Origin of the sequence: Streptomyces sp. NBC_00287 (assembly GCF_036173105.1) — a bacterium.
In the GTDB taxonomy this organism is placed as follows: Bacteria; Actinomycetota; Actinomycetes; order Streptomycetales; family Streptomycetaceae; genus Streptomyces.
In genome coordinates, this window is sequence record NZ_CP108053.1 from 6,131,947 (window position 1) to 6,157,616 (window position 25,670).

The 25,670-nt window shown below is 67.3% G+C and carries 19 protein-coding genes; 10 read left to right on the forward strand and 9 right to left on the reverse strand.

Annotated features, from left to right (window positions below; genetic code table 11):
• Positions 1-3: 3 nt before the first annotated feature.
• The 4 genes from OHT76_RS28100 to OHT76_RS28115 are packed head-to-tail and all read right to left on the reverse strand — an operon-like array spanning position 4 to position 3,832.
• Positions 4-771, reverse strand: a complete 768-nt coding sequence (locus tag OHT76_RS28100) for a succinate dehydrogenase/fumarate reductase iron-sulfur subunit (protein ID WP_328873646.1) — start codon at positions 769-771, stop codon at positions 4-6.
• Positions 768-2,696 (reverse strand): fumarate reductase/succinate dehydrogenase flavoprotein subunit, encoded by a 1,929-nt coding sequence (locus tag OHT76_RS28105; RefSeq protein ID WP_328873647.1) that lies wholly within the window; start codon positions 2,694-2,696, stop codon positions 768-770. The genes OHT76_RS28100 and OHT76_RS28105 overlap by 4 nt, the downstream gene beginning before the upstream one ends.
• Entirely contained in the window at positions 2,696-3,517 is an 822-nt protein-coding gene (locus tag OHT76_RS28110; RefSeq protein ID WP_328873648.1) for a hypothetical protein, read from the reverse strand. Before OHT76_RS28110 ends, OHT76_RS28105 begins: the two co-directional genes overlap by 1 nt.
• Positions 3,518-3,541: 24 nt before the next feature.
• Complete coding sequence (locus OHT76_RS28115) at positions 3,542-3,832, reverse strand: hypothetical protein (RefSeq protein WP_328873649.1); 291 nt, start codon at positions 3,830-3,832, stop codon at positions 3,542-3,544.
• A 288-nt stretch (positions 3,833-4,120) separates the two neighbouring features.
• Here OHT76_RS28115 and OHT76_RS28120 point away from each other — a divergent pair, with 288 nt between their 5' ends.
• From OHT76_RS28120 to OHT76_RS28150, 7 genes are all read left to right on the forward strand, one after another.
• Positions 4,121-6,226, forward strand: a complete 2,106-nt coding sequence (locus OHT76_RS28120; RefSeq protein ID WP_328873650.1) for an ABC transporter family substrate-binding protein — start codon at positions 4,121-4,123, stop codon at positions 6,224-6,226.
• Positions 6,227-6,420: 194 nt separating this feature from the next.
• Entirely contained in the window at positions 6,421-8,328 is a 1,908-nt protein-coding gene (typA, locus tag OHT76_RS28125) for a translational GTPase TypA (protein WP_328873651.1), read from the forward strand.
• A 648-nt stretch (positions 8,329-8,976) separates the two neighbouring features.
• Positions 8,977-10,011 carry an ABC transporter permease gene (locus OHT76_RS28130; RefSeq protein WP_328873652.1) on the forward strand — a complete coding sequence of 345 codons (1,035 nt, stop codon included), beginning with the start codon at positions 8,977-8,979 and terminating at the stop codon, positions 10,009-10,011.
• A gap of 110 nt (positions 10,012-10,121) precedes the next feature.
• The gene (locus OHT76_RS28135; RefSeq protein ID WP_328873653.1) at positions 10,122-11,930 is read left to right on the forward strand and encodes an ABC transporter substrate-binding protein; all 1,809 of its coding nucleotides are present in this window, start codon (positions 10,122-10,124) and stop codon (positions 11,928-11,930) included.
• Between the two features lie 90 nt (positions 11,931-12,020).
• The gene (locus OHT76_RS28140) at positions 12,021-13,001 is read left to right on the forward strand and encodes an ABC transporter permease (protein WP_328873654.1); all 981 of its coding nucleotides are present in this window, start codon (positions 12,021-12,023) and stop codon (positions 12,999-13,001) included.
• A gap of 20 nt (positions 13,002-13,021) precedes the next feature.
• Complete coding sequence (locus tag OHT76_RS28145; RefSeq protein WP_328873655.1) at positions 13,022-14,083, forward strand: ABC transporter ATP-binding protein; 1,062 nt, start codon at positions 13,022-13,024, stop codon at positions 14,081-14,083.
• A gap of 19 nt (positions 14,084-14,102) precedes the next feature.
• On the forward strand, positions 14,103-15,233 hold the full coding sequence (locus OHT76_RS28150; protein ID WP_328873656.1) for an ABC transporter ATP-binding protein: 1,131 nt from the start codon (positions 14,103-14,105) through the stop codon (positions 15,231-15,233).
• 306 nt (positions 15,234-15,539) lie between these two features.
• Here OHT76_RS28150 and OHT76_RS28155 read toward each other — a convergent pair whose 3' ends face one another.
• The 5 genes from OHT76_RS28155 to OHT76_RS28175 all read right to left on the reverse strand — a co-directional run bounded on the left by OHT76_RS28155 (position 15,540) and on the right by OHT76_RS28175 (position 21,641).
• On the reverse strand, positions 15,540-16,586 hold the full coding sequence (locus OHT76_RS28155) for an ABC transporter ATP-binding protein (protein ID WP_328873657.1): 1,047 nt from the start codon (positions 16,584-16,586) through the stop codon (positions 15,540-15,542).
• 26 nt (positions 16,587-16,612) lie between these two features.
• On the reverse strand, positions 16,613-17,647 hold the full coding sequence (locus OHT76_RS28160; RefSeq protein WP_328873658.1) for an ABC transporter ATP-binding protein: 1,035 nt from the start codon (positions 17,645-17,647) through the stop codon (positions 16,613-16,615).
• A gap of 50 nt (positions 17,648-17,697) precedes the next feature.
• Positions 17,698-18,678 (reverse strand): ABC transporter permease, encoded by a 981-nt coding sequence (locus OHT76_RS28165; protein ID WP_328873659.1) that lies wholly within the window; start codon positions 18,676-18,678, stop codon positions 17,698-17,700.
• Between the two features lie 98 nt (positions 18,679-18,776).
• Positions 18,777-20,534 (reverse strand): ABC transporter substrate-binding protein, encoded by a 1,758-nt coding sequence (locus OHT76_RS28170; RefSeq protein WP_328873660.1) that lies wholly within the window; start codon positions 20,532-20,534, stop codon positions 18,777-18,779.
• Positions 20,535-20,612: 78 nt separating this feature from the next.
• Positions 20,613-21,641: an ABC transporter permease gene (locus OHT76_RS28175; protein ID WP_328873661.1), complete on the reverse strand. Its 1,029-nt coding sequence runs from the start codon at positions 21,639-21,641 to the stop codon at positions 20,613-20,615.
• Between the two features lie 472 nt (positions 21,642-22,113).
• On the opposite strand from OHT76_RS28175, the gene OHT76_RS28180 reads away from it, so the two are divergent.
• The 3 genes from OHT76_RS28180 to OHT76_RS28190 are packed head-to-tail and all read left to right on the forward strand — an operon-like array spanning position 22,114 to position 25,648.
• On the forward strand, positions 22,114-23,748 hold the full coding sequence (locus OHT76_RS28180; RefSeq protein ID WP_328873662.1) for a peptide ABC transporter substrate-binding protein: 1,635 nt from the start codon (positions 22,114-22,116) through the stop codon (positions 23,746-23,748).
• A 6-nt stretch (positions 23,749-23,754) separates the two neighbouring features.
• On the forward strand, positions 23,755-24,678 hold the full coding sequence (locus OHT76_RS28185; protein ID WP_328873663.1) for an ABC transporter permease: 924 nt from the start codon (positions 23,755-23,757) through the stop codon (positions 24,676-24,678).
• A complete protein-coding gene (locus tag OHT76_RS28190; protein ID WP_328873664.1) occupies positions 24,671-25,648 on the forward strand; it encodes an ABC transporter permease in 978 nt (325 codons plus the stop codon). The genes OHT76_RS28185 and OHT76_RS28190 overlap by 8 nt, the downstream gene beginning before the upstream one ends.
• Positions 25,649-25,670: the final 22 nt, after the last annotated feature.

Here is a 25,670-nt window from a genome sequence, read left to right on the forward strand (position 1 = left end):
TCCCTAGGTCCGCCTGCGGATCTTGTTGCCCAGCCACACCAGCGGGTCGTACTTGCGGTCCACGGCCCGCTCCTTCAGCGGGATCAGCGCATTGTCCGTGATCTTGATGCCCTCGGGGCAGACCTCCGTACAGCATTTGGTGATGTTGCAGTAACCGAGGCCGTGTTCGTCCTGGGCGGTGCTCTTGCGGTCCAGGCCGGACTCGGCGGCGGCGTCCAGTGGGTGCATGTCGAGTTCGGCGACGCGCATCAGGAAGCGCGGTCCTGCGAACGCCTGCTTGTTCTCCTCGTGGTCGCGGACCACATGGCAGGTGTCCTGGCACAGGAAGCACTCGATGCACTTGCGGAACTCCTGCGAGCGGTCCACGTCCTCCTGCATCATCCGGTACTCGCCGGGGCCGACTCCCTCGGGCGGCACGAAGGCCGGGACCTCGCGCGCCTTGGTGTAGTTGAAGCCGACGTCCGTGACGAGATCCCGGACGACCGGGAAGGCGCGCAGGGGCGTCACCGTGATCGTCTCCTCGCGGGTGAACACCGACATCCGCGTCATGCACATCAGGCGCGGCCGACCGTTGATCTCCGCCGAGCACGAACCGCACTTGCCCGCCTTGCAGTTCCAGCGGACGGCGAGATCCGGGGTCTGGGTGGCCTGGAGGCGGTGGATGATGTCGAGGACCACCTCGCCGTCGTTCACCTCGACCTTGAAGTCCTCCAGGCCGCCGCCCCCGACGTCACCCCGCCACACCTTGAAGCGGGCCTCGTAGCTGCTCACTCGTAGAGCTCCTCTTCGGCGAGGTACTTGACCAGCTCCTCCTTGTCGAAGAGGGCGAGCAGGTCAGGGCGGATGGGGTCGGTGGTCTCCCGGGTGAGGTCGATCTGGCCGCGCTCCGGGTCGGTCGCCGCGAGGCCGCCGGTGGGGTCGGCCAGCCGGCACAGCAGGTTGATGTTGCGCCAGGTGCGCTCCATCGTCGGATGGTCCTCGCGGGTGTGGCCGCCGCGTGACTCGGTGCGCTCCAGCGCGGCCCGCGCCACGCACTCGCTGACCAGCAGCATGTTCCTGAGGTCCAGCGCGAGGTGCCAGCCGGGGTTGAACTGGCGGTGCCCCTCCACCCCGGCCCGCCGGGCGCGTACTCGCAGCTCGGCCAGTTTCTGAAGGGCGTGCGCCATCTCGCCCTCGCGGCGGATGATGCCGACGAGGTCGTTCATGGTCTGCTGGAGCTCTTGGTGGAGGCTGTACGGGTTCTCCGGCGTGGCCTCGTCGGGGCTCTCCGCGGAGAAGGGGCGCAGTGCCTCGGCCGCCGCGGTGTCGACCTGGACGTCGTCCACCTCGGGGCGTTCGAAGGCGAGGGCCGCCGCGTATTCGGCCGCGTGCCAGCCCGCCCGGCGCCCGAACACCAGCAGGTCGGAGAGGGAGTTGCCGCCGAGCCGGTTGGAGCCGTGCATACCGCCCGCGACCTCACCGGCCGCGAAGAGACCGGGCACCCCGCGCGCGGCCGCCGTGTCGGACTCGACCGCGATGCCGCCCATCACGTAGTGACAGGTCGGCCCGACCTCCATCGCCTCCGCCGTGATGTCCACGTCCGCCAGCTCCTTGAACTGGTGGTACATGGACGGCAGTCGGCGTTTGATCACCTCGGCGGGCATCCGCGTCGACACGTCCAGGAAGACCCCGCCGTGCGGGGAGCCGCGGCCCGCCTTCACCTCGGAGTTGATCGCACGGGCGACCTCGTCGCGGGGAAGCAGCTCAGGGGGACGCCGGTTGTTGTCCGGGTCGTCGTACCAGCGGTCGCCCTCCTCCTCGGATTCGGCGTACTTCTCCTTGAAGACGTCAGGGATGTAGTCGAACATGAACCGTTTGCCCTCGGAGTTCCTGAGCACCCCGCCGTCGCCGCGCACCGACTCGGTGACGAGGATGCCCTTCACCGACGGCGGCCAGACCATGCCCGTCGGGTGGAACTGCACGAACTCCATGTTCAGCAGCGGCGCGCCCGCGAGCAGCGCCAGCGCGTGGCCGTCGCCGGTGTACTCCCACGAGTTCGACGTCACCTTGAAGGACTTGCCGATGCCACCGGTGGCGATCACCACGGCGGGGGCTTCCAGGACGAAGAAACGGCCGGTCTCACGGTCGTAGGCGAAGACACCGGAGACTCGATTGCCGTCCTTCAGGACCCGGGTGACCGTGCACTCCTGGAAGACCTTCAGGCGGGACTCGTAGTCCCCGGTCTCCTTGAAGTCCTGCTGCTGCAAGGCAACGATCTTCTGCTGGAGGGTGCGGATCAGTTCGAGCCCGGTGCGGTCGCCGACGTGGGCCAGGCGCGGGTACTCGTGGCCGCCGAAGTTGCGCTGGGAGATCCGGCCGTCCTTCGTACGGTCGAACAGGGCGCCCCAGGTCTCCAGCTCCCACACCCGGTTCGGGGCCTCCTGCGCGTGCAGTTCGGCCATCCGCCACTGGTTGAGGAACTTGCCGCCGCGCATGGTGTCGCGGAAGTGGACCTGCCAGTTGTCGTGCTCGTTGGCGTTGGCCATTGCGGCCGCGATCCCGCCCTCGGCCATCACCGTGTGCGCCTTGCCGAACAGCGACTTGCAGATCACCGCCGTACGGGCGCCCCGCTCGCGCGCCTCGATCGCGGCCCGCAGTCCGGCGCCGCCCGCGCCGACCACGACGACGTCCCACTCCTGCCGGTCCACCACGGACATCAGAACAACCTCGGATCGTCGAAGGCACCGGACGCGACGAGATAGACGTAGAAGTCGGCGAGCGCCACGCTCACCAACGAGGCCCAGGCGAGCAGCATGTGACGGGCATTGAGCTTCCCGACCCAGGTCCACATCCGGTAGCGCACGGGGTGCTTGGAGAAGTGCTTGAGCTTGCCGCCGACGATGTGCCGGCAGGAGTGGCAGGAGATCGTGTACGCCCAGATCAGCACGATGTTGACGAGGAACACCAGGGTGCCGAGGCCCATGTGGCCCCACTCGTAGTGCTCGTCGCGGAAGGCGAGCACGGTGTCGTACGTCAGGATTCCGGCGACCAGGATCGCGGCGTAGAAGAAGTACCGGTGGATGTTCTGCAGGATCAGCGGGAAGCGGGTCTCACCGCTGTACTTCTGGTGCGGCTCGGCCACCGCGCAGGCCGGCGGGGACGCCCAGAAGCCCCGGTAGTAGGCCTTGCGGTAGTAGTAGCAGGTCAGCCGGAAGCCGAGCGGGAAGATCAGGATGATGATGGCGGGGGAGATGCCCCACCAGCCGCCGAAGATCTCCCAGTTGGGGCCGTTCCTCATCGGCTCGCAGTTCTCCGCGAGACAGGGGGAGTAGAACGGCGAGACATAGGGCGCCGCGTAGTAGTCGGCGTTGGCGAAGGCGCGCCAGGTCGAGTAGACGATGAACGCCAGCAGACCGGCCGCGGTGACGGCGGGCGCCAGCCACCAGCGGTCGGTCCGCAGATGCGGGGCGGAGATCGCGGCGCGCGTACCGGCTCGTACACCGCCGCTGTTCAGATGGGGTTCCGTACCAGTGGCCAAGGTTTGACTCCGGTCGGTTCGGGTTCAGGGGGCTCGTCGGTCCCGGGCGCCTAGACCCTCGTCGTCCGTGTCGATCCACAGAGAGTCGTCGTATGGGGTGTCGGGGATGGTGACGAGATCGGGGCGCTTCTGAGTCGCGGGGGCGGAGGCCGCCGCGCGCAGCAGGGCCACGCTCTCGCGCAGGTGATCGCAGTCGGTGCGGACGCGGCGGATGTCCAGACCGCCGCTGCCGAGCTGCTGTTCCAGTCGGCTCACGGACCTGTTCAGGTCGTCGAGGCACCGCTGGACTGACGTCAGGTCGTCGTGCACGGACATGACGTGACCTCGCTTCCGTCGGCCGTGCGGCCGTGGGTGGCAACGTTCATGCGCCTGCGAGTGTTGCGCGTCACACCTGTCGCTGTGAAGGGACGTGCACCGATTGGCCGAGGCGCGTAGGTGCATCCCGCGGTGCGTTGCGCCGCACGGGTGGGGTTCCCGGCGTGGCTCGCCGTGTCGCCGCCCGTTGCCGAACCCTTTCCTCTTCAGTGGCCGCATAGATGTGATCAGCTCCATATACCGCCAAACGTGATCATAACCCCCCGCGGCTCCCGGAGGTAAGCAGAGATGTCCCACGACGGCCCCGGACCGCGCGCGGTAATGCGCTCGGTCGTTCTTCTCAGCGTCAGTGCGCTCGCGCTCGCCGGTTGTGCCTCCGAGGATCCGGCGGGCAAGCCGCTCGCGGAGCAGGACATCGCCCCCGCCGCCCGCTCCCTGGTCGCCGACGGCGGCACCCTGCGCTGGGCCGTCGACGCCGTGCCGGAGACCCTGAACACCTTCCAGGCCGATGCCGACGCCACCACCACCCGGGTCGCCCAGGCCGTCCTGCCGTCGATGTACCGCCTCGACGCCAGCGGGCGGCCGGAGATCAACCCCGACTACCTGGAGACCGCGAAGGTCGTCGAGACCGAGCCGAAGCAGGTCGTGCTGTACAAGCTGAACCAGCAGGCCGTCTGGAGCGACGGCCGGGAGATCGGCGCCGCCGACTTCGCCGCCCAGTGGCGGGCCCTGTCCGGCAAGGACTCCGCGTACTGGACCGCGCGCAACGCGGGCTACGACCGCATCGAGCGGATCGAGCGCGGCGCCAACGACCTGGAGGTCAAGGTCACCTTCGAGCGCCAGTACGCCGACTGGCGCTCGCTGTTCTCGCCGCTGTACCCGAAGGACGTCATGGGCACCCCGGACGCCTTCAACGACGGCGCCCGCCGCAAGCTCAAGGTCACCGCCGGGCCGTTCGCCGTGCAGAAGGTCGACCGCAAGGACGACGAGATCACCCTGGCCCGCAATCCGCGCTGGTGGGGCAGTCCGGCCAAGCTGAACGAGATCGTGCTGCGCGCCGTGCCCCGCGACGAGCGGGCCCAGGCGCTGGCCGCCGGGACGCTCGACCTGGCCGAGATCGACCCCGACACGGTCCGCCGGATCGGCCTCGCCGCCCGCGCCGGCGGCAAGGGCACCAGCACACCGCTGCAGGGCGCGACGCCCTTGTACGGCGAGGAGAACAGCGCGCGGAAGGAACAGCGCAAGGCGCTCACCAAGTACGACCGTCAGCAGCAGGCCCTCAGGCGCTTCGAGGTCCGTCGCTCGCTGGAGCCCGCGTTCACCCAGCTCGCCCTCAACGGCGCCGACGGTCCGCTCGCCGACGAGCGCGTCCGCCGGGCGGTGGCCCGGGCGCTGGACCGCAAGGAGCTCGCCGGTGCCGTCCTGAAGCCGCTGGGGCTGCCCGCGGAGCCCGTCGGCAGCCACCTGGCGCTGGCCGGACAGGCCGCCTACGCCGACAACAGCGGCGCGCTGGGCGGCCAGGACACCGCGGAGGCCCAGGCGCTGCTGGCGGACGCCGGGTGGGTGCCCGGTGGCCCGGTGAAGCAGAAGAAGGGCGAGAAGGCGGCGGGGGCGGAAGGGAAGAAGGACGCCGAGAAGAAGGGCGAGGAGGAGTCCGAAGGGGGCGACGACGGCGACGACGGCACGTACATCGTCGGCGACGACGACAAGGCACCGGCCGAGGCGGACCGGGAGAAGAAGCGGCACGACCTGAAGCAGCAGGGCGGGGCGCCGGGCGCCTACGCCCCCAAGGGCACCGCGGCCCCGGCGGGCGCCCCGGACAGGGCGCTGGCCAAGGACGGCAAAGCGCTGACGCTGCGCTTCGTGCTCCCCTCAGGGCCCGGCTCGGAGAGCCTGCGGACGGTCGCGGAACGCATCCGGCGCATGCTGGACCGGGTGGGCATCCGCACCGAGCTGTCCAAGGTCTCGGACGAGAGCTACTTCAAGGACCACATCGCCTCCGGCGAGTACGACCTGGCCCTGTACTCCTGGCCGGCCTCCGCCTTCCCCGCCACCGACGCCCGCCCGATCTACGCCAAGCCGGTCCCGGCCGCCGACGGCTCCCTGAACGTCGAGCAGAACTACACCCGGGTGGGCACCGACCATGTGGACCAGCTCTTCGACCAAGCGGTCTCCACGCTGAACGAGGGCGAGACAAAGAGCCTCATCCGCAAGGCGGACTCCCGGATCTGGGCAGCGGCCGGCTCGATCCCCCTCTACCAGCGCCCCCAGCTGACAGCGGCGAAGAAGAACCTGGTGAACGCGGGCGCCTTCGGCTTCCAGACCCCGGTGTACGAGGACATGGGCTTCTTGAAGAAGGGCGCGCGGCCGGCGGCCGGCCCGTCGAAGAAGTAGGGGTGATATTTGGGGGCCGACGGCCGCCGTCGGCCCCGTAAACCCATCCCCACCTGCACCGATGTATCCCGGCGCGCCTCCGCACCCGCAGCCCCGTACCATGGGGTGAGGCCGTGGCATGTCAAGCCCGGCAGGGCCCGCGTAACACTGATGTACGCGCAGGCCGTCCTCACACTCCGGGAGAACGCCGCAATATGGCCACGCGCCACGACATCCGTAACGTCGCCATCGTCGCCCACGTCGACCACGGCAAGACGACCATCGTCGATGCCATGCTCAAGCAGGCCGGCTCCTTCGCCGCGCACGCCGCCGAGTCCCTCGACGACCGCATGATGGACTCGAACGACCTGGAGCGTGAGAAGGGCATCACGATCCTGGCCAAGAACACGGCCGTCAAGTACCACCCGAAGGATGGCGGCGACGTCATCACCATCAACATCATCGACACCCCCGGCCACGCCGACTTCGGCGGTGAGGTCGAGCGCGGTCTGTCGATGGTGGACGCGGTCGTGCTGCTCGTGGACGCCTCCGAGGGCCCGCTGCCGCAGACCCGCTTCGTGCTCCGCAAGGCGCTCCAGCAGCGGCTGCCGGTCATCCTCTGCATCAACAAGACGGACCGGCCGGACTCCCGGATCGACGAGGTCGTCAACGAGACGTACGACCTCTTCCTCGACCTGGACGCCGACGAGGACCAGATCGAGTTCCCGATCGTCTATGCCTGCGGCCGTGACGGCATCGCCTCGCTGACCAAGCCGGAGGACGGCACCGTCCCCGCCGACTCCACCAGCCTGGAGCCGTTCTTCTCCACCATCCTGGAGCACGTCCCGGCCCCGATCTACGACGAGGCCGCCCCGCTCCAGGCCCATGTCACCAACCTGGACGCCGACAACTTCCTCGGCCGTATCGCGCTGCTCCGTGTCGAGCAGGGCGAGCTCAGGAAGGGCCAGACGGTCGCGTGGATCAAGCGTGACGGAACGATCAGCAACGTCCGTATCACCGAGCTGATGATGACCGAGGCGCTCACCCGCAAGCCCGCCGAGGTGGCGGGACCCGGTGACATCTGCGCCGTCGCCGGTATCTCGGACATCATGATCGGTGAGACCCTGGCCGACCCGGAGAACCCGGTCGCGCTGCCGCTGATCACGGTCGACGAGCCCGCGATCTCCATGACCATCGGCACCAACACCTCCCCGCTGGTCGGCCGCGGCGGCACCGGCAAGGGCGCCGACGCGAAGGCGGCCGTCAAGGACCGCAAGGTCACCGCCCGTCAGGTCAAGGACCGCCTCGACCGCGAGCTGATCGGTAACGTCTCGCTCCGTGTCCTCGACACCGAGCGTCCCGACGCCTGGGAGGTCCAGGGCCGTGGTGAGCTCGCGCTCGCCATCCTGGTCGAGCAGATGCGCCGCGAGGGCTTCGAGCTGACCATCGGCAAGCCCCAGGTCGTCACCAAGCAGGTCGACGGCAAGACGTACGAGCCGGTCGAGCGCATGACGATCGACGTGCCCGAGGAGCACATGGGCGCGGTCACGCAGCTCATGGGTGTCCGCAAGGGCCGTATGGACAACATGTCCAACCACGGCTCCGGCTGGGTCCGCATGGAGTTCGTCGTGCCGTCCCGCGGTCTCATCGGGTTCCGGACCGAGTTCCTGACCCAGACCCGCGGCACCGGCATCGGCCACTCCATCCACGAGGGCTTCGAGCCCTGGTTCGGCACGCTCCAGACCCGTAACAACGGTTCCCTGGTCGCCGACCGCGCCGGTGCCGTCACCGCCTTTGCGATGACGAACCTTCAGGAGCGCGGTGTGCTGTTCACCGACCCGGGCACCGAGGTGTACGAGGGCATGATCGTCGGCGAGAACTCGCGCTCCGACGACATGGACGTCAACATCACCAAGGAGAAGAAGCTCACCAACATGCGGTCGTCCTCGGCCGACTCGTTCGAGGCGATCGTCCCGCCGCGCAAGCTCTCCCTGGAGCAGTCGCTGGAGTTCTGCCGTGACGACGAGTGCGTGGAGGTCACCCCGGAGGCGGTTCGCATCCGCAAGGTGAACCTGGACGCCCGCGAGCGCGCCCGCGCCGCGAGCCGCGCCAAGCACGGCTGAACCGCCCTGTAGCACCGGCACTTGAGCCCGGATCCCCTCATGGTGAGGGGATCCGGGCTTTCTGCAACCGGTTTTTCGACCCCCGACTGTCCGTAATGCGGAGATCCTCGCCCGATAGCCATGTAACACGTCCGTTTCGCGCCCTTCTCGGGGCGAACGCTTTGTCCAGATTTTGGAAGGTCTACGCGCCAGCTGTGACTGAATTGAGATTTAAAGACAGTGGTCGGTACTTGGCACATGGCAGATAGTTAGCCGCGTAGCGCTCGGGTCAATGGGTCTCGCGCTGTGGGGACAGCGCCGACTCACGAGCACCAGGGGGTGTCTGACCCTCCGTCAGGGGTGTCGGAGGAAAGACATGTACCCCCTCCTGTCGGTGAACGCGTTGAGTCACGAGGAGGAACCCATGTGCGGTGTCATGCGCACCAGGTGGGTCATGCCGTCCGTTTTCGTCGATCCACGTTCCGCGCGGGGCAGTTGCCGCTGACGTGGTGACCGGCGGACAGAACCGCCGTTCAACTACGCGCGTCCGGCTGCGGTTTCCGCATGCCTCGGGGTGCCCCGACGTTTCTTCATGATCCGATCCGCGACCACGCACACCCTGCGCCGGTCGTGGGTTCGGCACACCCACACCTGTGAAACGGACGAACTGTGACAAGTCCCATCGATATCGAGGGCGGCGGGAGTTCGGTCGTCGTCGATGGCGAACCAGAGCCGAAGACGAAGCCCGAGGACGAGCAACTCATCGGCCGGTCTCCCGGCCAGCTGATGTGGATCCGCTTCAAGCGCGACCGCACCGGCGTGATCTCGGCGTACGTCGTCATCTTCTTCTTCGCGGTCGGACTGCTCGCCCCGCTGATCGCCAAGCTGTACGGCAAGACCCCGTACACGGTGTACGCCGACGAGCGCCCGGAACTGTTCGACAGCGCGGGTGTGCCGGTGCAGCCCAACGGCGGTATCAGCGGCGAGTTCTGGTTCGGCCTCGAACCGGGCAACGGCTACGACGTCTTCACCAAGCTGCTCTACGGAATCCGCAACTCCCTGGGCATCTCGCTCGCGGTGACCCTGGCCACCGTGATCACCGGCATCGTCCTCGGCGTCGCGGCCGGCTACCTCGGTGGCAAGACGGACTATGTGATCAGCCGGGTGATCGACTTCCTGCTCGCCATCCCCTCCCAGCTGTTCTTCATCGCGAGCATGCCGGTCGTGGTCTCCCTGTTCGTCAGCCCACGGGACGAGACCCCGGTCTATGTCCGGGTCGTCGCGCTGATCTCGGTGATGTGGGTGCTCGGCTGGATGAGCCTCGCGCGCATCCTGCGCGGCACCGCACTGGCCCTGCGAGAACGGGAGTTCATCGAGGCCGCCAAGGTGAGCGGCGCGCCGCCGGGCCGCATCATCCGCAAGGAGGTCCTGCCCAATGTGGTCACACCGATCCTGGTGCAGGCCACCTATATGCTGCCGAACTTTGTGACCGCCGAAGCCGGTCTGAGCTTCCTGGGCGTGGGTCTGGTCGAACCGACCCCGGACTGGGGCCAGATGTTCTCCAAGGCGGCGACCGAGCTCGTCATGCAGAACGACATCACCTACATGTTCTTCCCGGGCATCTCGATGATCATCTTCATCGTGGCCTTCAACCTGCTCGGGGATTCGGTCCGGGACGCCTTCGACCCCAAGACGGCCCGCTGACCGACACGTTGAGGGGCGTCCTCGCCCGACCTCCGGCCGACGACACACGACCGTCGCCGGACAGCACTTCATCGGCACTGGTGAACACATAGATGGGTGGGAATTGAGTGATGGGTAAGGGTGGACGCCACGCGTACGCCGCGATCTCCCTGCTCGCGGCGGGAGCTCTTGTGCTCACCGGCTGCAGCGAGGGCGGCAGTGAAGGCACCGGCAACGACAAGGAAGACAAGGAGAACGCCCAACGGCAGCAGTCGGGCATCGAGTTCGGCGACGCCGAAGCCTCGACCGGCCCCGCCGCCGAGGTCCCCGGCGCCAAGCCGGGCGGCGCGATCACCGTGCTCCAGCGCGACAGCTTCGCGCACCTCGACCCCGGGCAGATCTACGTCTCCGACGAGATGGCCCTGTCGCAGCTGATCCACAGAGGCCTCACCGGCTACAAGGCCACCAGCGACGACGGCAAGAAGCACGAGGTCGTCGGCGACCTGGCCACCGACTCCGGTACCACCACGGACGGCGGCAAGACCTGGAAGTTCACGCTGAAGGACGGGATCAAGTGGGCCGACGGCTCCGCGATCACCGCCACCGACGTGCGCCACACCTTCGAGCGGCTCTTCGCGCCGTTCATCTCCAACGGCCCGACGTTCATCCAGCAGTGGCTCGCCGACACTCCGGGCGCGGAGTACCGGAGCCTGCTCAAGGACGGCCCCTACAAGGGCAAGCACCTGCCGGACACGGTGCTGGAGACGCCGGACGACAAAACGATCCTGTTCAAGTTCAAGTCCGCCAAGCCGGACCTGCCGTACGCGCTGGCCATGGCGGGCTACTCGATCGTCTCCGAGGAGAACGACACCAAGGAGAAGTACGACAAGGAGCCGATGACGGCCGGTCCGTACAAGATCCAGGAGTTCAAGTCCGGCAAGTCGATGGTCCTGGTGAAGAACACCAACTGGGACGCGAAGACCGACCCGATCCGCCGCCAGTACGTCGACCAGTTCAACTTCCAGTTCAACAAGCAGTTCGAGGACTCCACCAAGGCCATCCTCGACGACTCCGGCACCAACGCGACCGCGATCAGCTTCAATAACGAGGTGGACGCGGGCAACTTGTCCAAGGTGCTCGGCGACTCGGCAATGAAGTCACGCACCATCTCCGGCTACCAGCCGTACGTGGGCCAAATGAATATCAACCTGTCTCACAAGGAGATGCAGGACAAAGCCGTCCGGGAGGCCATAGCCTATGCCCTCCCGATCACCCCGTTCGTGCGAGCCTCTGGCGGCACTGCGGCCCGTGAGGTCGCCGGCGGTCTGATCAGCCCGACCGTCACCGGCTACGACCCGGCCTTCGACCCCTTCGGCAAGAAGAAGAAGCCCGCCGGTGACCCGGCCAAGGCCAAGGAACTGCTGGACAAGGCCGGCAAGTCGGGCCTGAAGCTGACCTTCGGCTACATCAACACCCCCGAGGGCCAGCAGTACTCCACCGCCATGGCGGCGGGCCTGGAGAAGGCCGGCTTCGATGTGCAGCGCCAGGAGATCCCGGCCGAGACCTACTACGACCAGGTCTCCAAGGTCGAGAACAACTTCGACATCTACCACACCGCGTGGGGTGCCGACTGGCCGAGCGCCTCGACCGTCATCCCGCCGCTGTACGACGGCCGCCAGATCCAGGACGGCGCCTCGAACTACTCGCACATCAACGACCCGAAGGTCAACGCCGACATCGACAAGGCGTCCACCATCACCGACCCGGTGAAGGCCGCCGAGGCCTGGAACAAGATCAACGAGTACATCGTCAAGGACGTCGTCTCCAACATCCCGACGGCGTACTACAAGCAGACCCAGATCGCCGGTTCCAAGATCGGTGGCCTGGTGTACGACGACGTCATCGGTGGCGTCGACCCGCGCCGGCTGTTCGTGAAGTAACCCCTTCCCGACCGCGGTGCCCGGTGCGCCCCGTCCCGTGACGGGGCGCACCGCGCCGCACGGCCTTCGAGTCCGAAAGCTGCCACTGAGATGCTGCGCTTCCTCTTCCGCCGGATCCTCGGCTCGATCGTGATCCTGATCCTGCTGACCGTCGTCGCCTTCCTGCTCTTCTTCGGCATGCCCCGGGACCCGGCGCTGCTGATGTGCGGCAAGACGTGTACGCCCGAGGCGCTGGAGAACATCCACCGCACACTCGGCATCGACAAGTCGATCCCCGAGCAGTTCTGGATCTTCATCCAGGGGATCGTCATGGGCCGCGACGACTTCTCCCAGGGGCCCTGCCCCGCCCCCTGTTTCGGCTACTCGTACCACACCAACGAGCAGGTCTGGTCGACGCTGCTGGACCGGCTGCCGCTGACCGTCTCGCTCGCGCTCGGCGCCACCGTGGTGTTCCTCTTCGTCGGGCTCGGCACCGGCATGATCGCCGCCTGGCGGCGCGGAACACTGGTGGACAAGTCGTTCACGGCGGGCTCCATGGTGCTCAGTTCGATGCAGATCTACTTCCTGGGCCCGCTGGCCATGGCCATCCTGGTGTACCAGACCCATATCTTCGACGAACCCCGCTACACCGAACTCACCAAGGATCCCGTCGCCTGGTTCACCGGGCTGATCATCCCCTGGGTCGTCCTGTCCACCATCTTCGCCGCGCAGTACACCCGTATGGCGCGCTCGTCGATGATCGAACAGCTCCAGGAGGAACACGTCCGCACCGCCCGCGCCAAGGGCATGAGCAGACGGTACGTCTTCTTCCGGTACGCCTGGCGCGGCTCCCTCATCCCGATCGTCACCATCCTCGGCATCGACCTCTCCTCGATGCTGGGCGGCGCGATCATCACCGAGTACACCTTCGGACTGCCCGGACTCGGGCATCTCGCGGTGGAATCGGTGCAGTTCAGCGATCTCCCGCTGCTGCTCGGCGTGATGCTCTTCGCCGCCGCCGTGATCCTGATGTGCAACATCGTCGTCGACGCCGTGTACGCCGTGATCGACCCGCGCGTGCGGCTGTCCTAGCCGCCCTTAGGAGCACTTTCGTGACCACTTTGACCAAGGAGGCCGGGGCCCCCGTTCCGGCCGGCGCGGGCGCGTTTCTCTCGGTGCGGGACCTGCATGTCAGCTTCCGGACCGAGGACGGCATCGTCCGGGCCGTCGACGGGCTCTCCTTCGACCTCGAACGGGGCCGCACGCTCGGCATCGTCGGGGAGTCGGGCTCCGGGAAGTCCGTCACCAACCTGACCGTCCTCGGCCTGCACAACCCGATGTTCACTACCGTCGAGGGCGAGATCCTGCTCGAGGGTCAGGAGCTGACGACCGCCCGGGAGTCGGAGCTGGAGAAGCTGCGCGGCAACAAGGTCGCGATGATCTTCCAGGACCCACTGACCGCGCTCTCCCCGTACTACTCGGTGGGCCGCCAGATCGCCGAGCCGTACATGAAGCACCGGGGCGCCTCCAAGAAGGAGGCCTGGGCGCGGACCGTGGAGATGCTCGGCAAGGTCGGCATCCCCAACCCCAAGGAGCGGGCGAAGGATTACCCGCACCAGTTCTCCGGCGGTATGCGTCAGCGCGCGATGATCGCGATGGCGCTGGTCTGCGACCCGGACCTCTTGATCGCCGACGAGCCGACGACCGCGCTGGACGTGACGGTCCAGGCGCAGATCCTGGATCTGCTGAAGGACCTCCAGCAGGAGTTCGGCTCGGCGATCATCTTCATCACGCACGACCTCGGGGTCATCGCCGACATGGCCGACGACATCATGGTGATGTACGCGGGTGGCGCGATCGAGCGGGGCTCGGCGCGCGAGGTGCTCAGGGCGCCGCAACATCCGTACACCTGGGGCCTGTTGAACTCCATGCCACGGATCAACTCGGACGTCGGCGCGCCCCTCGCGCCCATCCCGGGCTCCCCGCCGTCGCTGCTCAAGCCGCCCCCGGGCTGCCGGTTCCATCCGCGCTGCACCTTCCAGGACCGGGTGGGCGGCAGCCGCTGCGTCACCGAACGCCCGCTGCTGGGCCCCGACCGGGCCTCCGCCTGTCATCTGACGGCGGAACAGAAGCGGACCATCTTCATCGAAGAGATCAAGCCCCGGCTGGGCTAGGGCCACAGGAGGACACGTCATGACAGAGGACCTCGTCCTCCCCGCACCCCGGCAGGCCGCGACGGCCGGGGAGCCGCTGCTGAAGGTGGAGGGGCTGACCAAGCACTTCCCGGTGAAGGGCGGTTTCCCGATCCGCCGGACCGTCGGCCATGTCCAGGCCGTCGACGGCATCGACCTGACCGTGCACGTCGGCGAGAGCTTCGGCCTGGTGGGGGAGTCCGGCTGCGGCAAGTCGACGACCGGCCGCCTGATCACCCGGCTGCTGGAGCCGACTGCCGGCTCGATCTCGTACCGCGGCCAGGACATCACCCACGCCAACCGCAAGCAGCTCGCCCCGATCAGGTCCGAGATCCAGATGATCTTCCAGGACCCGTACTCCTCCCTCAACCCCCGCCAGACGGTCGGCAAGATCATCTCGGGTCCGATGGAGATCAACGGCATCGACCCGGAGGGCGGCCGCGAGAAGCGGGTACGCGAGCTGCTGGAGATCGTCGGCCTCAACCCCGAGCACTACAACCGCTTCCCGCACGAGTTCTCCGGCGGTCAGCGCCAACGGATCGGTGTGGCAAGGGCGTTGGCCCTTGAACCGAAGCTGATCGTGGCGGACGAGCCGGTGTCGGCCCTGGACGTCTCGATCCAGGCCCAGGTGGTCAACCTGCTCCAGAAGGTGCAGGACGAACTCGGCATCGCGTTCCTGTTCATCGCCCACGACCTCGCTGTCGTACGGCACTTCTCGCAGCGCGTCGCGGTCATGTACCTCGGCAAGGTGATCGAGGTCGGCGACCGTGAGTCCATCTACACCCGCCCTCGCCACCCCTACACCCACGCCCTGCTGTCCGCGGTGCCCGAGGTGAACCTGGCGGACGAGGACGCGGCCCCGCGCGAGCGCATCCGCCTCGCCGGCGACGTCCCCTCCCCGATCTCCCCGCCCTCCGGCTGCCGCTTCCGCACCCGCTGCTGGAAGGCGCAGGACAAGTGCGCGGCGGAGGAACCCCCACTGATCCGTATCTCCGGCAACCACGAGGGCCACTTGACGGCCTGCCACTTCCCGGAGGACCCGACGATCGAGGCCCGGGCGGAGGACATCGTGCTGGACCCGGCGTTGGCGGCCTTGGAGGAGTCGCTGGAAGGGGTGCGTGACGACGAGTGACGACACCGCGGGCCGGTGGGGGCTGTCGCGCAGTTCCCCGCGCCCCTGAAGGGGCGTAGCCGCGCCCTGCGACCGTGATGATCTCCGGGCTCGTGGCGGTCAGGGGGACCGTCCCCAGTCCCCGTACCGCTCGGCCACCGCGAGCCCGGACGCCCGTAGCGGCCTGTCACGTCAACGGAAATGGAACAGGGCCCGTGCCGGGGAGGCACGGGCCCTCGCTCCCCTTGGAAGCGGACGTTCATGGGCTCGGGTCAATGGGCCGGTGAAAGTCCGTTCCGGTGACGGCGGCTGACGAAAAGGGGTGTGTCAGACCGCGGCCTCGGGGTCCTTGGAGAGACGGGGCGCGGGCACGGTGGCCTCCGTCTCCGGGTAGTGGCAGGCGGTCAGATGGCCCGGCTTGTTGCCCTCGACCTGGACCAGCGGCGGCGCCTCGGAGGCGCACTTGTCCGTCGCCTTCCAGCAGCGGGTGCGGAAGCGGCAGCCGGAGGGCGGGTTGATCGGGGAGGGCACGTCGCCCTGGAGGCGGATGCGCTCGCGGGCGGGCTGGTCGTCCGCCGTGGCCTCGGGTACGGCGGACAGCAGGGCCCGCGTGTAGGGGTGGCGCGGGTTGCCGTACAGGTCGTCGCGGTCGGCGATCTCGACGATCTTACCCAGGTACATGACCGCGACGCGCTGCGAGAAGTGCCGTACGACAGCCAGGTCGTGGGCGATGAAGACGAACGCGATGCCCAGCTCCCGCTGCACCTTCTGGAGCAGGTTCACGACCTGGGCCTGGATCGAGACGTCCAGGGCCGACACCGGCTCGTCCGCGACGATCAGCTTCGGCTCCAGGGCGAGCGCACGGGCGACCCCGATGCGCTGGCGCTGGCCGCCGGAGAACTCGTGCGGGAAGCGGTTGTAGTGCTCGGGGTTGAGGCCGACGATCTCCAGGAGCTCGCGGACCCGCTTCTCGCGGCCGCCCTCCGGGTGGATGTCGTTGATCTCCATCGGGCCGGAGATGATCTTGCCGACCGTCTGCCGGGGGTTGAGGGAGGCGTAGGGGTCCTGGAAGATCATCTGGATCTCGGACCTGATCGGGGCGAGCTGTTTGCGACCCGCGTGGGTGATGTCCTCGCCGCGGTAGGAGATCTTGCCGCCCGTGGGCTCGAGGAGCCGGGTGATCAGGCGGCCGGTGGTGGACTTGCCGCAGCCGGACTCTCCCACCAGACCGAGGCTCTCGCCCTCGTGCACCTGGAAGTCCAGGCCGTCGACGGCCTGCACCGCGCCGATCGTGCGCCGGATCGGGAAGCCGCCCTTGACCGGGAAGTGCTTGGTCAGACCGGTGACGTCCAGGAGGGGGTTGGTGTTGCTCATGATCGTGAAGTCCCGTCTCAGTTACGTCAGTGCCGGGATCCGGCGAGGTCGGCGAAGAATTCCTGGCGCTGGTCGAGCGTGAGGTGGCAGGCGGACCCCCGGCCGTCCTCGACCTCCAGCTGCGGACGCTCGGTGGAGCACAGCCCGCCCGCGACCTTCTCGGCGAAGTTGCAGCGCGGGTGGAAGCGGCAGCCGGACGGCGGGTTGAGGAGCGAGGGCGGCGAGCCCGGGATCGGCGACAGCGGGACGTCGACCGGGCCGTCGAGGCTCGGCATGGAGCTCAACAGGCCCAGGGTGTAGGGGTGCTGCGGCGTGCGCAGCACCTCCTCCTTCGTGCCCCGCTCCACACACCGGCCGCCGTACATCACCAGCACATCGTCCGCGATATCGGCGATGACGCCGAGGTCGTGCGTGATGAAGATGATCGCGGTGCCGAACTCCTTCTGGAGGTCCTTGAGCAGGTCCATGATCTGGGCCTGCACGGTGACGTCCAGCGCCGTGGTCGGCTCGTCGGCGATCAGCAGCTCGGGGTCGCAGACCAGCGCCATCGCGATCATCGCGCGCTGGCGCATACCGCCGGAGAACTGGTGCGGGTAGTCGTCCACCCGGATGTCCGGCTGCGGGATGCCCACCCGCTTCAGCATCTCGATCGCCCGCGCCCGGGCCTCCTTCTTGGAGGCACCGGTGTGCTTGCGGTACGTCTCGCCGATCTGCGTGCCGATGGTGTGGTACGGCGACAGCGAGGCCAGCGCGTCCTGGAAGATCATGGCCATCTTGTTGCCGCGCAGCCGCTCCAGCTCCCGCTCGGAGGCGGTGATCAGCTCCTTGCCGTCGAGCAGGATCTCCCCGTCGATCGCGGTGCGGTGGCGGTCGTGCAGACCCAGGATCGTCAGGTTGGTGACGGACTTGCCGGAACCTGATTCACCCACGATGCCGAGCGTCTTGCCCTTGGCGAGATCGAAGGTGAGCCCGTCGACGGCCTTGACGATGCCGTCCTCGGTGGAGAAATGGACCTTCAGATCCCTGACGGACAGGAAGGGCTGCTGATCGGTGCTCGTCACGGGGACGCTCCTGAGGGGTGATGCCGGGGGGAAGCTGGTGGGGGCCCGGGTCAGGCGAGCCGGATGCGCGGGTCGATAAGGGCGTAGACGGCGTCCACGATGATGTTGGCGAAGACGATGCCGGCCGCCGCGACCACGGTGACGCCGAGCAGCATGGGCAGGTCGCTGTCGGTCACCGCACGGACGGCCAGCGTGCCGATGCCCTGAAGGCTGAACGTCGACTCGGTGATGATCGCGCCGCCGATCAGCGTGCCCATGTCGATGCCGAAGATCGTCACGATCGGGCCCATGGCGCCGCGCCAGGCGAAGCGGAAGAAGACATTGCGCTGGGACAGGCCCTTGGCGCGGGCCGTGCGCACATAGTCCTCGCTCAGCTGCTCCACGAGCTGCGAGCGCGTCATACGGGTGTAGTTGGCCGTGAAGATGATGGAGAGCACGATCCACGGCAGCAGCAGGCCCGAGACCCAGGCGCCGGGGTTCTCGGTGATCGGTGTGTACGACGGCTGGCTCAGCAGACCGAGCTGCTGCACCAGGAAGAACATCGCGATGTAGCCGACGAAGTAGATCTGCATCGACGAGCCGAGCAGCGAGAACGAGCTGGCGATCTTGTCCAGCGGCTTGCCCTGCTTCACCGCCGCGATCATGCCCGTACCGACGCCGATGATCAGGAAGAAGAAGGCCGCGCCGAAGGCGAGGGACAGCGTGGTCGGGAAGCGGTCCATGATCGTGTCGAAGACCGGCTCGCTGTTGGTGAACGAGTAGCCGAGGCACGGCGCGTCGCAGTGCCCGACGCCGGCGTAGTCGCGCCCCATGAAGATGCCCTGCAGCCAGTGCCAGTACTGGACCGGCATCGGGTCGGCGATCCCGAGGTTCTGCCGTACCTGCGCGAGCAGTTGGTCGTCGCAGACCTTGCCGCAGGCCATCCGCGCCGGGTCACGCGGGATGGCGTAGAAGAGGAAGAAGGTGACGGCGCTGATGACCAGCAGAATGACGAGCGCGCCGAGCACTCGGCGGACCAGGAAACGGAACATGGGGTGAGACTTTCCGGACGGGGCGCCGTCGCCGGGGAGTGGGGTGCGTGGAGGGGGACGGGGCGGCGGTCGCTGCGGACCGCCGCCCCGAGGAAACGTCAGGCCTTGGCGTAGACCTTGCCGATGGCGACGCAGGTGTCACCGGCGTTGTAGATGACGCCGCCGACCTTGGAACCGTAGAAGTAGTTCCGGATCGGGTTGTAGTCGGGCACGCAGGCCGCGAGCTCCATGATCTGCTTGTCGATCGCGCCCCAGGCCGCGTTGGCCTTCTCCGGGTCGGTGATGACGGTGGCCGCGGCGATGGCCTTGTTCACACCGGTGTTGTCCAGCTGCGACCAGTTGACACCGCCGTCGGCGATCTGGCTGCCGTCCCAGCAGGGCTGGATGACCGCGTAACCGGCCGGCCAGTCCGGGCCCCAGCCGGCGGCGAACATGTCGAACTTGTTGTCCAGCTGGCTGATCTCGCTGTAGAAGGTCGTCTTGTCGACCTGCTGGGTCACCACGTCGAAGCCGGCCTTGGTGAGCGCGGTCTTGATGGTGACGGCTTCCTTGACGGCCTTGTCGGACTGCTGGAAGGCGATGACGATCTTCTGGCCCTCCGCACCGGCCTCCTTCAGCAGCGCCTTGGCCTTCTCCGGGTCGCCCATCGGCTTGGTCTTCTTGCCGTACAGGTCGAAGTCCGAGTGGCCCGGGGTGAGCGGGGAGATGATCGTGGTGGCGGTGGAGGTGACCGCCGCGCCACCGCGCTGCTGCTTGAGCTGCTGCGCCGGCCACGCCCAGTTGAGCGCCTGGCGGACCTTGGCGTCCTTGATCCGCGTCATGTTGATCGGGAAGTAGTAGCAGGTCGTGTCGACCTGGGTCAGCACACGCGCCTTCATCTTGGCGTCGCCGAGCACCTTCGAGATGCGCTCGGAGGCGACCTCGTTCAGCAGGGAGAGCGAGTACTGGTCGTTGCCGGAGTCCGCGATGTACCGGTCGGTGGAGGCCAGCGACTGGAAGCCGAACTGCATGACGACCTTGTCCGGGTAGCCGTTGCGGCACGGGTCCTGGTCGGCCTCCCAGTGCTCGTTGCGCACCAGGGTCAGCGACTTGTCGATGCTACGGCTCTCGATCTTGTACGGGCCGCAGGAGTACGGGCGCTTGTCGTACTTCTTCTGCGTGTCGTGCTTCTTGGGCACGATCGCGAAGCCGCGCATGGCCAGCATGAAGTTGAAGTCGCTGTGGCCCTCCGTCAGACGGAAGGTCACCGTGTTGCCGTCGATCTCGATCGAGGAGAGGTGCTTGCCGTCGTACGGGCCCTTGTACTTGTCGCCGCCCTCGAGCCAGTTCTGCGGGTAGCGGGGACCCTCGGTGACGAAGTCGGCGAAGAGGCGCTCGAAGGTGTGGCGGACGTCCTCGATGGTGACGACCTCGCCGTCCTCCCACTTGATGCCGTCCTTGAGCGTGAAGGACCAGGTCTTGCCGCCGTCCTTCATCGTGCCCGCGTCCGTGGCGAGGTCGCCGACCAGGGTCGTGTTGCCCTTGGAGTCGACCCGGTAGCCCGTCAGACCACGCAGGAACAGCACCGCACCGGCGCCGGTGTACGACGAGTAGATCTGCGCCGGGTCCAGGTGGTCGAAGTCGATCTGGTCCAGCGTGTAGATCGTGCCGCCCTTGACCGCGCCGGGCATCTCCGGGGCCGGGCCCGCGGAGTCCGCCTTGGTGCCGACCGCGATCTCGGCAGCCTTGCCCTCGGGGGCCTTCGTCGAGCTGCCGCCCGTACCACCGGCGTTGCCGCTGCTGCACGCGCTCAGGACGGTGGTGGCTCCCGCCGCCACACCGGTGGCGATCAGGAAGTTTCTACGGGAAAAGGACATGGTTTACCTGCCTAGACGTGATGGATGAGAGGGAAGGGCAACCAGCTTCCGGACGACGGCGACCGGGCCTGGGGTGGATCAGCGCTTGGACTTCGGGTCGAGTGCGTCGCGTACCGAGTCGCCGAGCAGATTGAAGGCGAGGACGAAGATGATCATCGATACGCCCGGGAAGATCATGAAGGTGATGTCTTCCGTGTAGAACTGCGCACCGCGCTGGATCATGACGCCCCAGTCCGGGGTCGGGTCGATGATGCCGACGCCGAGGAAGGCGAGGCCCGCCTCCGCGGTCACGAACGCCGGGAGAGCGAGCGTGGACTGGATCAGGATCGGAGTCCACAGGTTGGGCAGCAGTTCCTTGAAGATGACGCGGGCAGGCGAAGCCCCGGTCACCTTGGCCGCCTCGACGAACTCCCGCTCACGCAGGGCCAGTACCTGGCCGCGCAGCAGACGGGCGATGGACGCCCAGCCGAAGGCGGTCAGCACGAGGATCAGGCAGGTGGCCCGCAGCCAGGTCGGGATCTCCTCGTCGGGGGCGACGAAGACGCCGTAGACGACCGGCATGAAGGCGATGAAGAACAGCGTCGACGGGAACGACAGCAGGATGTCGATGACCCGGCCGATGAGGTAGTCGGTCTTGCCGCCGAGGTACCCGGCGGTGATGCCGACGGTCACGCCGATGAGGGTGACCAGGATCGTGGTGGCCGTCGCGATCAGCAGCGAGGTGCGGATGCCGTAGACCAGGAACGTGAAGACGTCGCGGCCCAGCTGCGGTTCGACGCCGAACCAGAAGTCGCCGTCGATACCGCCGTTCGCCTTGACCGGGAAGCCCGCCTCGTTGAGCAGGCCTGCCTGCTCCTGTCCGTACAGGGTGTACGGGTCCTTGCCGTAGAGCATCGAGATGAGCGGAGCGCATATCGCGACCAGGAAGAAGAAGATCACGATATAGGCGGATATGACGCCCGTGCGGTCCCGCTTGAAGCGACGCCAGGCGAGCTGTCCCGGGGACCTGCTCTCGTTGGCCGCCGGTGCGGGAGAAGTGATCGACTTCTCGACGCTCTCGTCGGTCGCCTCAAGCGGGGCAGCCGCTGATGGAGTTGGGGGGGTCATGGTGCTCCTGGCCCAGGGAGGGTCTGATGACTCCGCAGGGCACTCCCCTACGGGCTACGCCGGACTTTTTCAACGCAATTCATTCAAGGTCAATAAATTCTCGGTCGGCTTGGTTTTCTCTTTACTTTCTTTGCTCCCTCTTGACTGATCCGTAGCTACGCGGGTAGCGCAATGTGATCGAGTTGTGCCTTGACTCGGACCAACTGGACTATTCGGGCAAGGAGTTCGTTATGCGGACTCCCCAGTGCCGAAATGCGTACATCGGGGCGTTCAAATCCAACGGTTCGGCATCGGATGCCGAAGATCCATTGCATCGTGCATCGAAGATCCATTCATGCGAGCCCGAATGGGTCTGAGTGGCCCCCCAAAAGGTGGGGTGCGTGTGCGGATTGCCGTTTTTGCCTTGATATTTGCCGGTAACGGAACAGCGCCCCGGCGCTGGAGGCACAGCGCAGTCATGAGGAGGCACTCCATGCGTGGAGCCACGCACGCCAAATGGGCCGCTTGCGCGGCGGCGGTAGCGCTCGCGGCGACGGCCTGCGGAGGCGATGACGACGGCGGCGGCACCGGTGGCGACAGCGGCGCGGTGCTGAGTTCCTCCTGGGGTGACCCGCAGAACCCGCTGGAGCCCGCCAACACCAATGAGGTGCAGGGCGGCAAGGTCCTCGACATGATCTTCCGCGGGCTCAAGCGGTACGACCCGGAGACCGGCGAGGCCAACGACATGCTCGCCGAGAAGATCGACACCACCGACTCGCAGAACTTCACCATCACCATCAAGGACGGCTGGACCTTCAGCAACGGTGAGAAGGTCACCGCCAAGTCCTTCGTGGACGCCTGGAACTACGGTGCCAGCCTGAAGAACAACCAGAAGAACGCGTACTTCTTCGGCTACATCGAGGGCTACGACAAGACCCACCCGGCGGAAGGCAAGCAGACCGCCGACACCCTCTCCGGACTGAAGGTCGTCGACGACAGGACCTTCACCGTCAAGCTCAACCAGAAGTTCTCGTCCTTCCCCGAGACCCTGGGCTACGCCGCCTTCGCCCCGCTCCCGCAGTCGTTCTTCGACGACCACGACGCCTGGCTGAGCAAGCCCGTCGGCAACGGCCCGTACACCATCGACTCCTACGCCAAGGGCTCGCAGATGTCCCTGCGCGCCTGGGACGGCTACCCCGGCGAGGACAAGGCGCAGAACGGCGGCGTCGACCTCAAGGTCTACACCGACAACAACACCGCCTACACCGACCTGCTGGCAGGCAACCTAGACCTGGTCGACGACGTCCCGGCCGCCCAGCTCCAGAACGTCCAGGCCGACCTCGGCGACCGCTACCTCAACACCCCCGCCGGCATCATCCAGACGATCGCCTTCCCCTTCTACGACGACAACTGGAACAAGCCCGGGATGGAGAAGGTCCGCACGGGCCTGTCCCGGGCCATCAACCGGGAGCAGATCACCGAGACCATCTTCCAGAAGACCCGCACCCCGGCCACCGACTGGACCTCCCCGGTGCTCGGCGAGGAAGGCGGCTTCAAGGAAGGGCTGTGCGGCGACGCCTGCGAGTACGACGCCGAGGAGGCCAGGCGGCTCATCGAGGAGGGCGGCGGGCTCCCCGGCGGCCAGGTCAAGATCACGACCAACACGGACACCGGCTCGCACAAGGAGTGGGTGGACGCCGTCTGCAACTCCATCAACAACGCGCTCGACAACGAGCGCGCCTGCGTCGCCAACCCGGTCGGCACCTTCGCCGACTTCCGCAGCCAGATCACCGACCTGAAGATGAGCGGCCCGTTCCGTGCGGGCTGGCAAATGGACTACCCGCTCATCCAGAACTTCCTCCAGCCGCTCTACTACACCAACGCCTCCTCCAACGACGGCAAGTGGTCCAACAAGGAGTTCGACGACCTCGTCGACCAGGCCAACGCCGAGACCGACACCGCCAAGGCCGTCGCGACCTTCCAGCAGGCCGAGGAGGTCGTACGGGACAACATGGCCGCCATCCCGCTCTGGTACCAGAACGGCAGCGCCGGCTACTCGGAGCGGCTGTCCGACGTGAAGCTCAACCCCTTCAGCGTCCCCGTCTACAACGAGATCAAGGTCGGCTGAGCGCCCATGGGACGGTACGTCGTCCGGCGTCTGCTCCAGATGATCCCGGTCTTCATCGGGGCGACCCTGCTGATCTTCCTCATGGTGAACGTGATGGGCGACCCCATCGCCGGGCTGTGCGGAGACCGGCAGTGCGACCCGGCGACGGCCGCCCAGCTGGAGAAGGAGTTCGGCCTCGACAAGCCGGTGTGGCAGCAATACCTGACGTACATGGGGAACGTCTTCACCGGCGACTTCGGCACCGCGTTCAACGGGCAGGAGGTCACCGAGCTGATGGCGTCGGCGTTCCCGGTGACCATCCGGCTGACGATCGTCGCGATCCTCTTCGAGATCGTCATCGGCATCACCCTGGGCGTCATCACGGGCCTGCGCCGGGGCCGGCCCGTCGACACCGCCGTCCTGCTGGTCACCCTCGTGGTGATCTCCGTGCCGACCTTCGTCACCGGTCTGCTGCTCCAACTGCTGCTCGGCGTGGAGTGGGACTGGATCGACCCCTCTGTCTCCGCCGACGCCACCTTCGGCGAGCTGATCGTGCCGGGCCTGGTCCTCGCCTCGGTCTCCCTCGCCTACGTCACCCGGCTGACCCGGACCTCCATCGCGGAGAACAAGCGGTCCGACTACGTCCGTACGGCCGTCGCCAAGGGCCTGCCCCAGCACCGGGTGATCACCAGGCATCTGCTGCGCAACTCGCTGATCCCCGTCGTCACCTTCATCGGCACCGACATCGGGGCGCTCATGGGCGGCGCGATCGTCACCGAGCGGATCTTCAACATCCACGGCGTCGGCTACCAGCTCTACCAGGGCATCCTGCGGCAGAACACCCAGACCGTCGTCGGCTTCGTGACCGTCCTCGTCCTGGTCTTCCTGGTCGCCAATCTGCTCGTCGACCTTCTCTACGCCGTACTCGATCCGAGGATCCGCTATGCCTGAGCAGCCCCACGACGACGGAGCGATCGCCCCGACCGGCATGGGCGGCGCGATGGATCTCGCGACGGCCGAGGGGACGACCTTGGAGAAGACCCCGGGCGGGCCCGAGGGGACCGGCCCTCAGGAGAAGCCCCGCTCGCTGTGGTCCGACGCCTGGCGGGATCTGCGCCGCAACCCCGTCTTCATCATCGCCGGCCTGGTCATTCTCTTCCTGGTCTTCATCTCCCTGTGGCCGGGCGCCATCACCTGGATGAGCCCCCTCAAGTGCGACCTAGCCAAGGCGCAGCAGGGCTCCCAGCCGGGACACCCCTTCGGCTTCAACGGCCAGGGCTGCGACGTCTACACCCGTACGGTCTACGGCGCCCGTACGTCCGTCGCCGTCGGCGTCTGCGCCACGCTCGGCGTCGCCCTCCTCGGCAGCGTCCTCGGCGGGCTCGCCGGCTTCTTCGGCGGGGCGTGGGACTCGGTGCTGTCCCGGATCACCGACATCTTCTTCGCCATCCCCGTCGTCCTCGGCGGGCTCGTCCTGCTGTCGGTGGTCACCAACAACAACATCTGGCCGGTCATCGGGTTCATGGTGCTGCTGGGCTGGCCGCAGATCTCCCGGATCGCCAGAGGCTCGGTCATCACCATCAAGCAGAACGACTACGTCCACGCGGCCCGCGCGCTCGGCGCCTCCAACTCCCGCATGCTGCTGAGGCACATCCTGCCCAACGCGGTCGCCCCGGTGATCGTCGTGGCGACCATCGCGCTCGGCACCTACATCGCGCTGGAGGCGACCCTGTCCTACCTCGGCGTCGGACTGAAGCCGCCGAGCGTCTCCTGGGGCATCGACATCTCGGCCGCCTCCCCCTACATCCGCAACGCCCCGCACGCCCTGCTCTGGCCCTCGGGCGCCCTGGCGATCACCGTCCTGGCCTTCATCATGCTCGGCGACGCGGTCCGCGACGCCCTCGACCCGAAGCTGAGGTGAGGGTGTCATGCCCCGAAAAGTG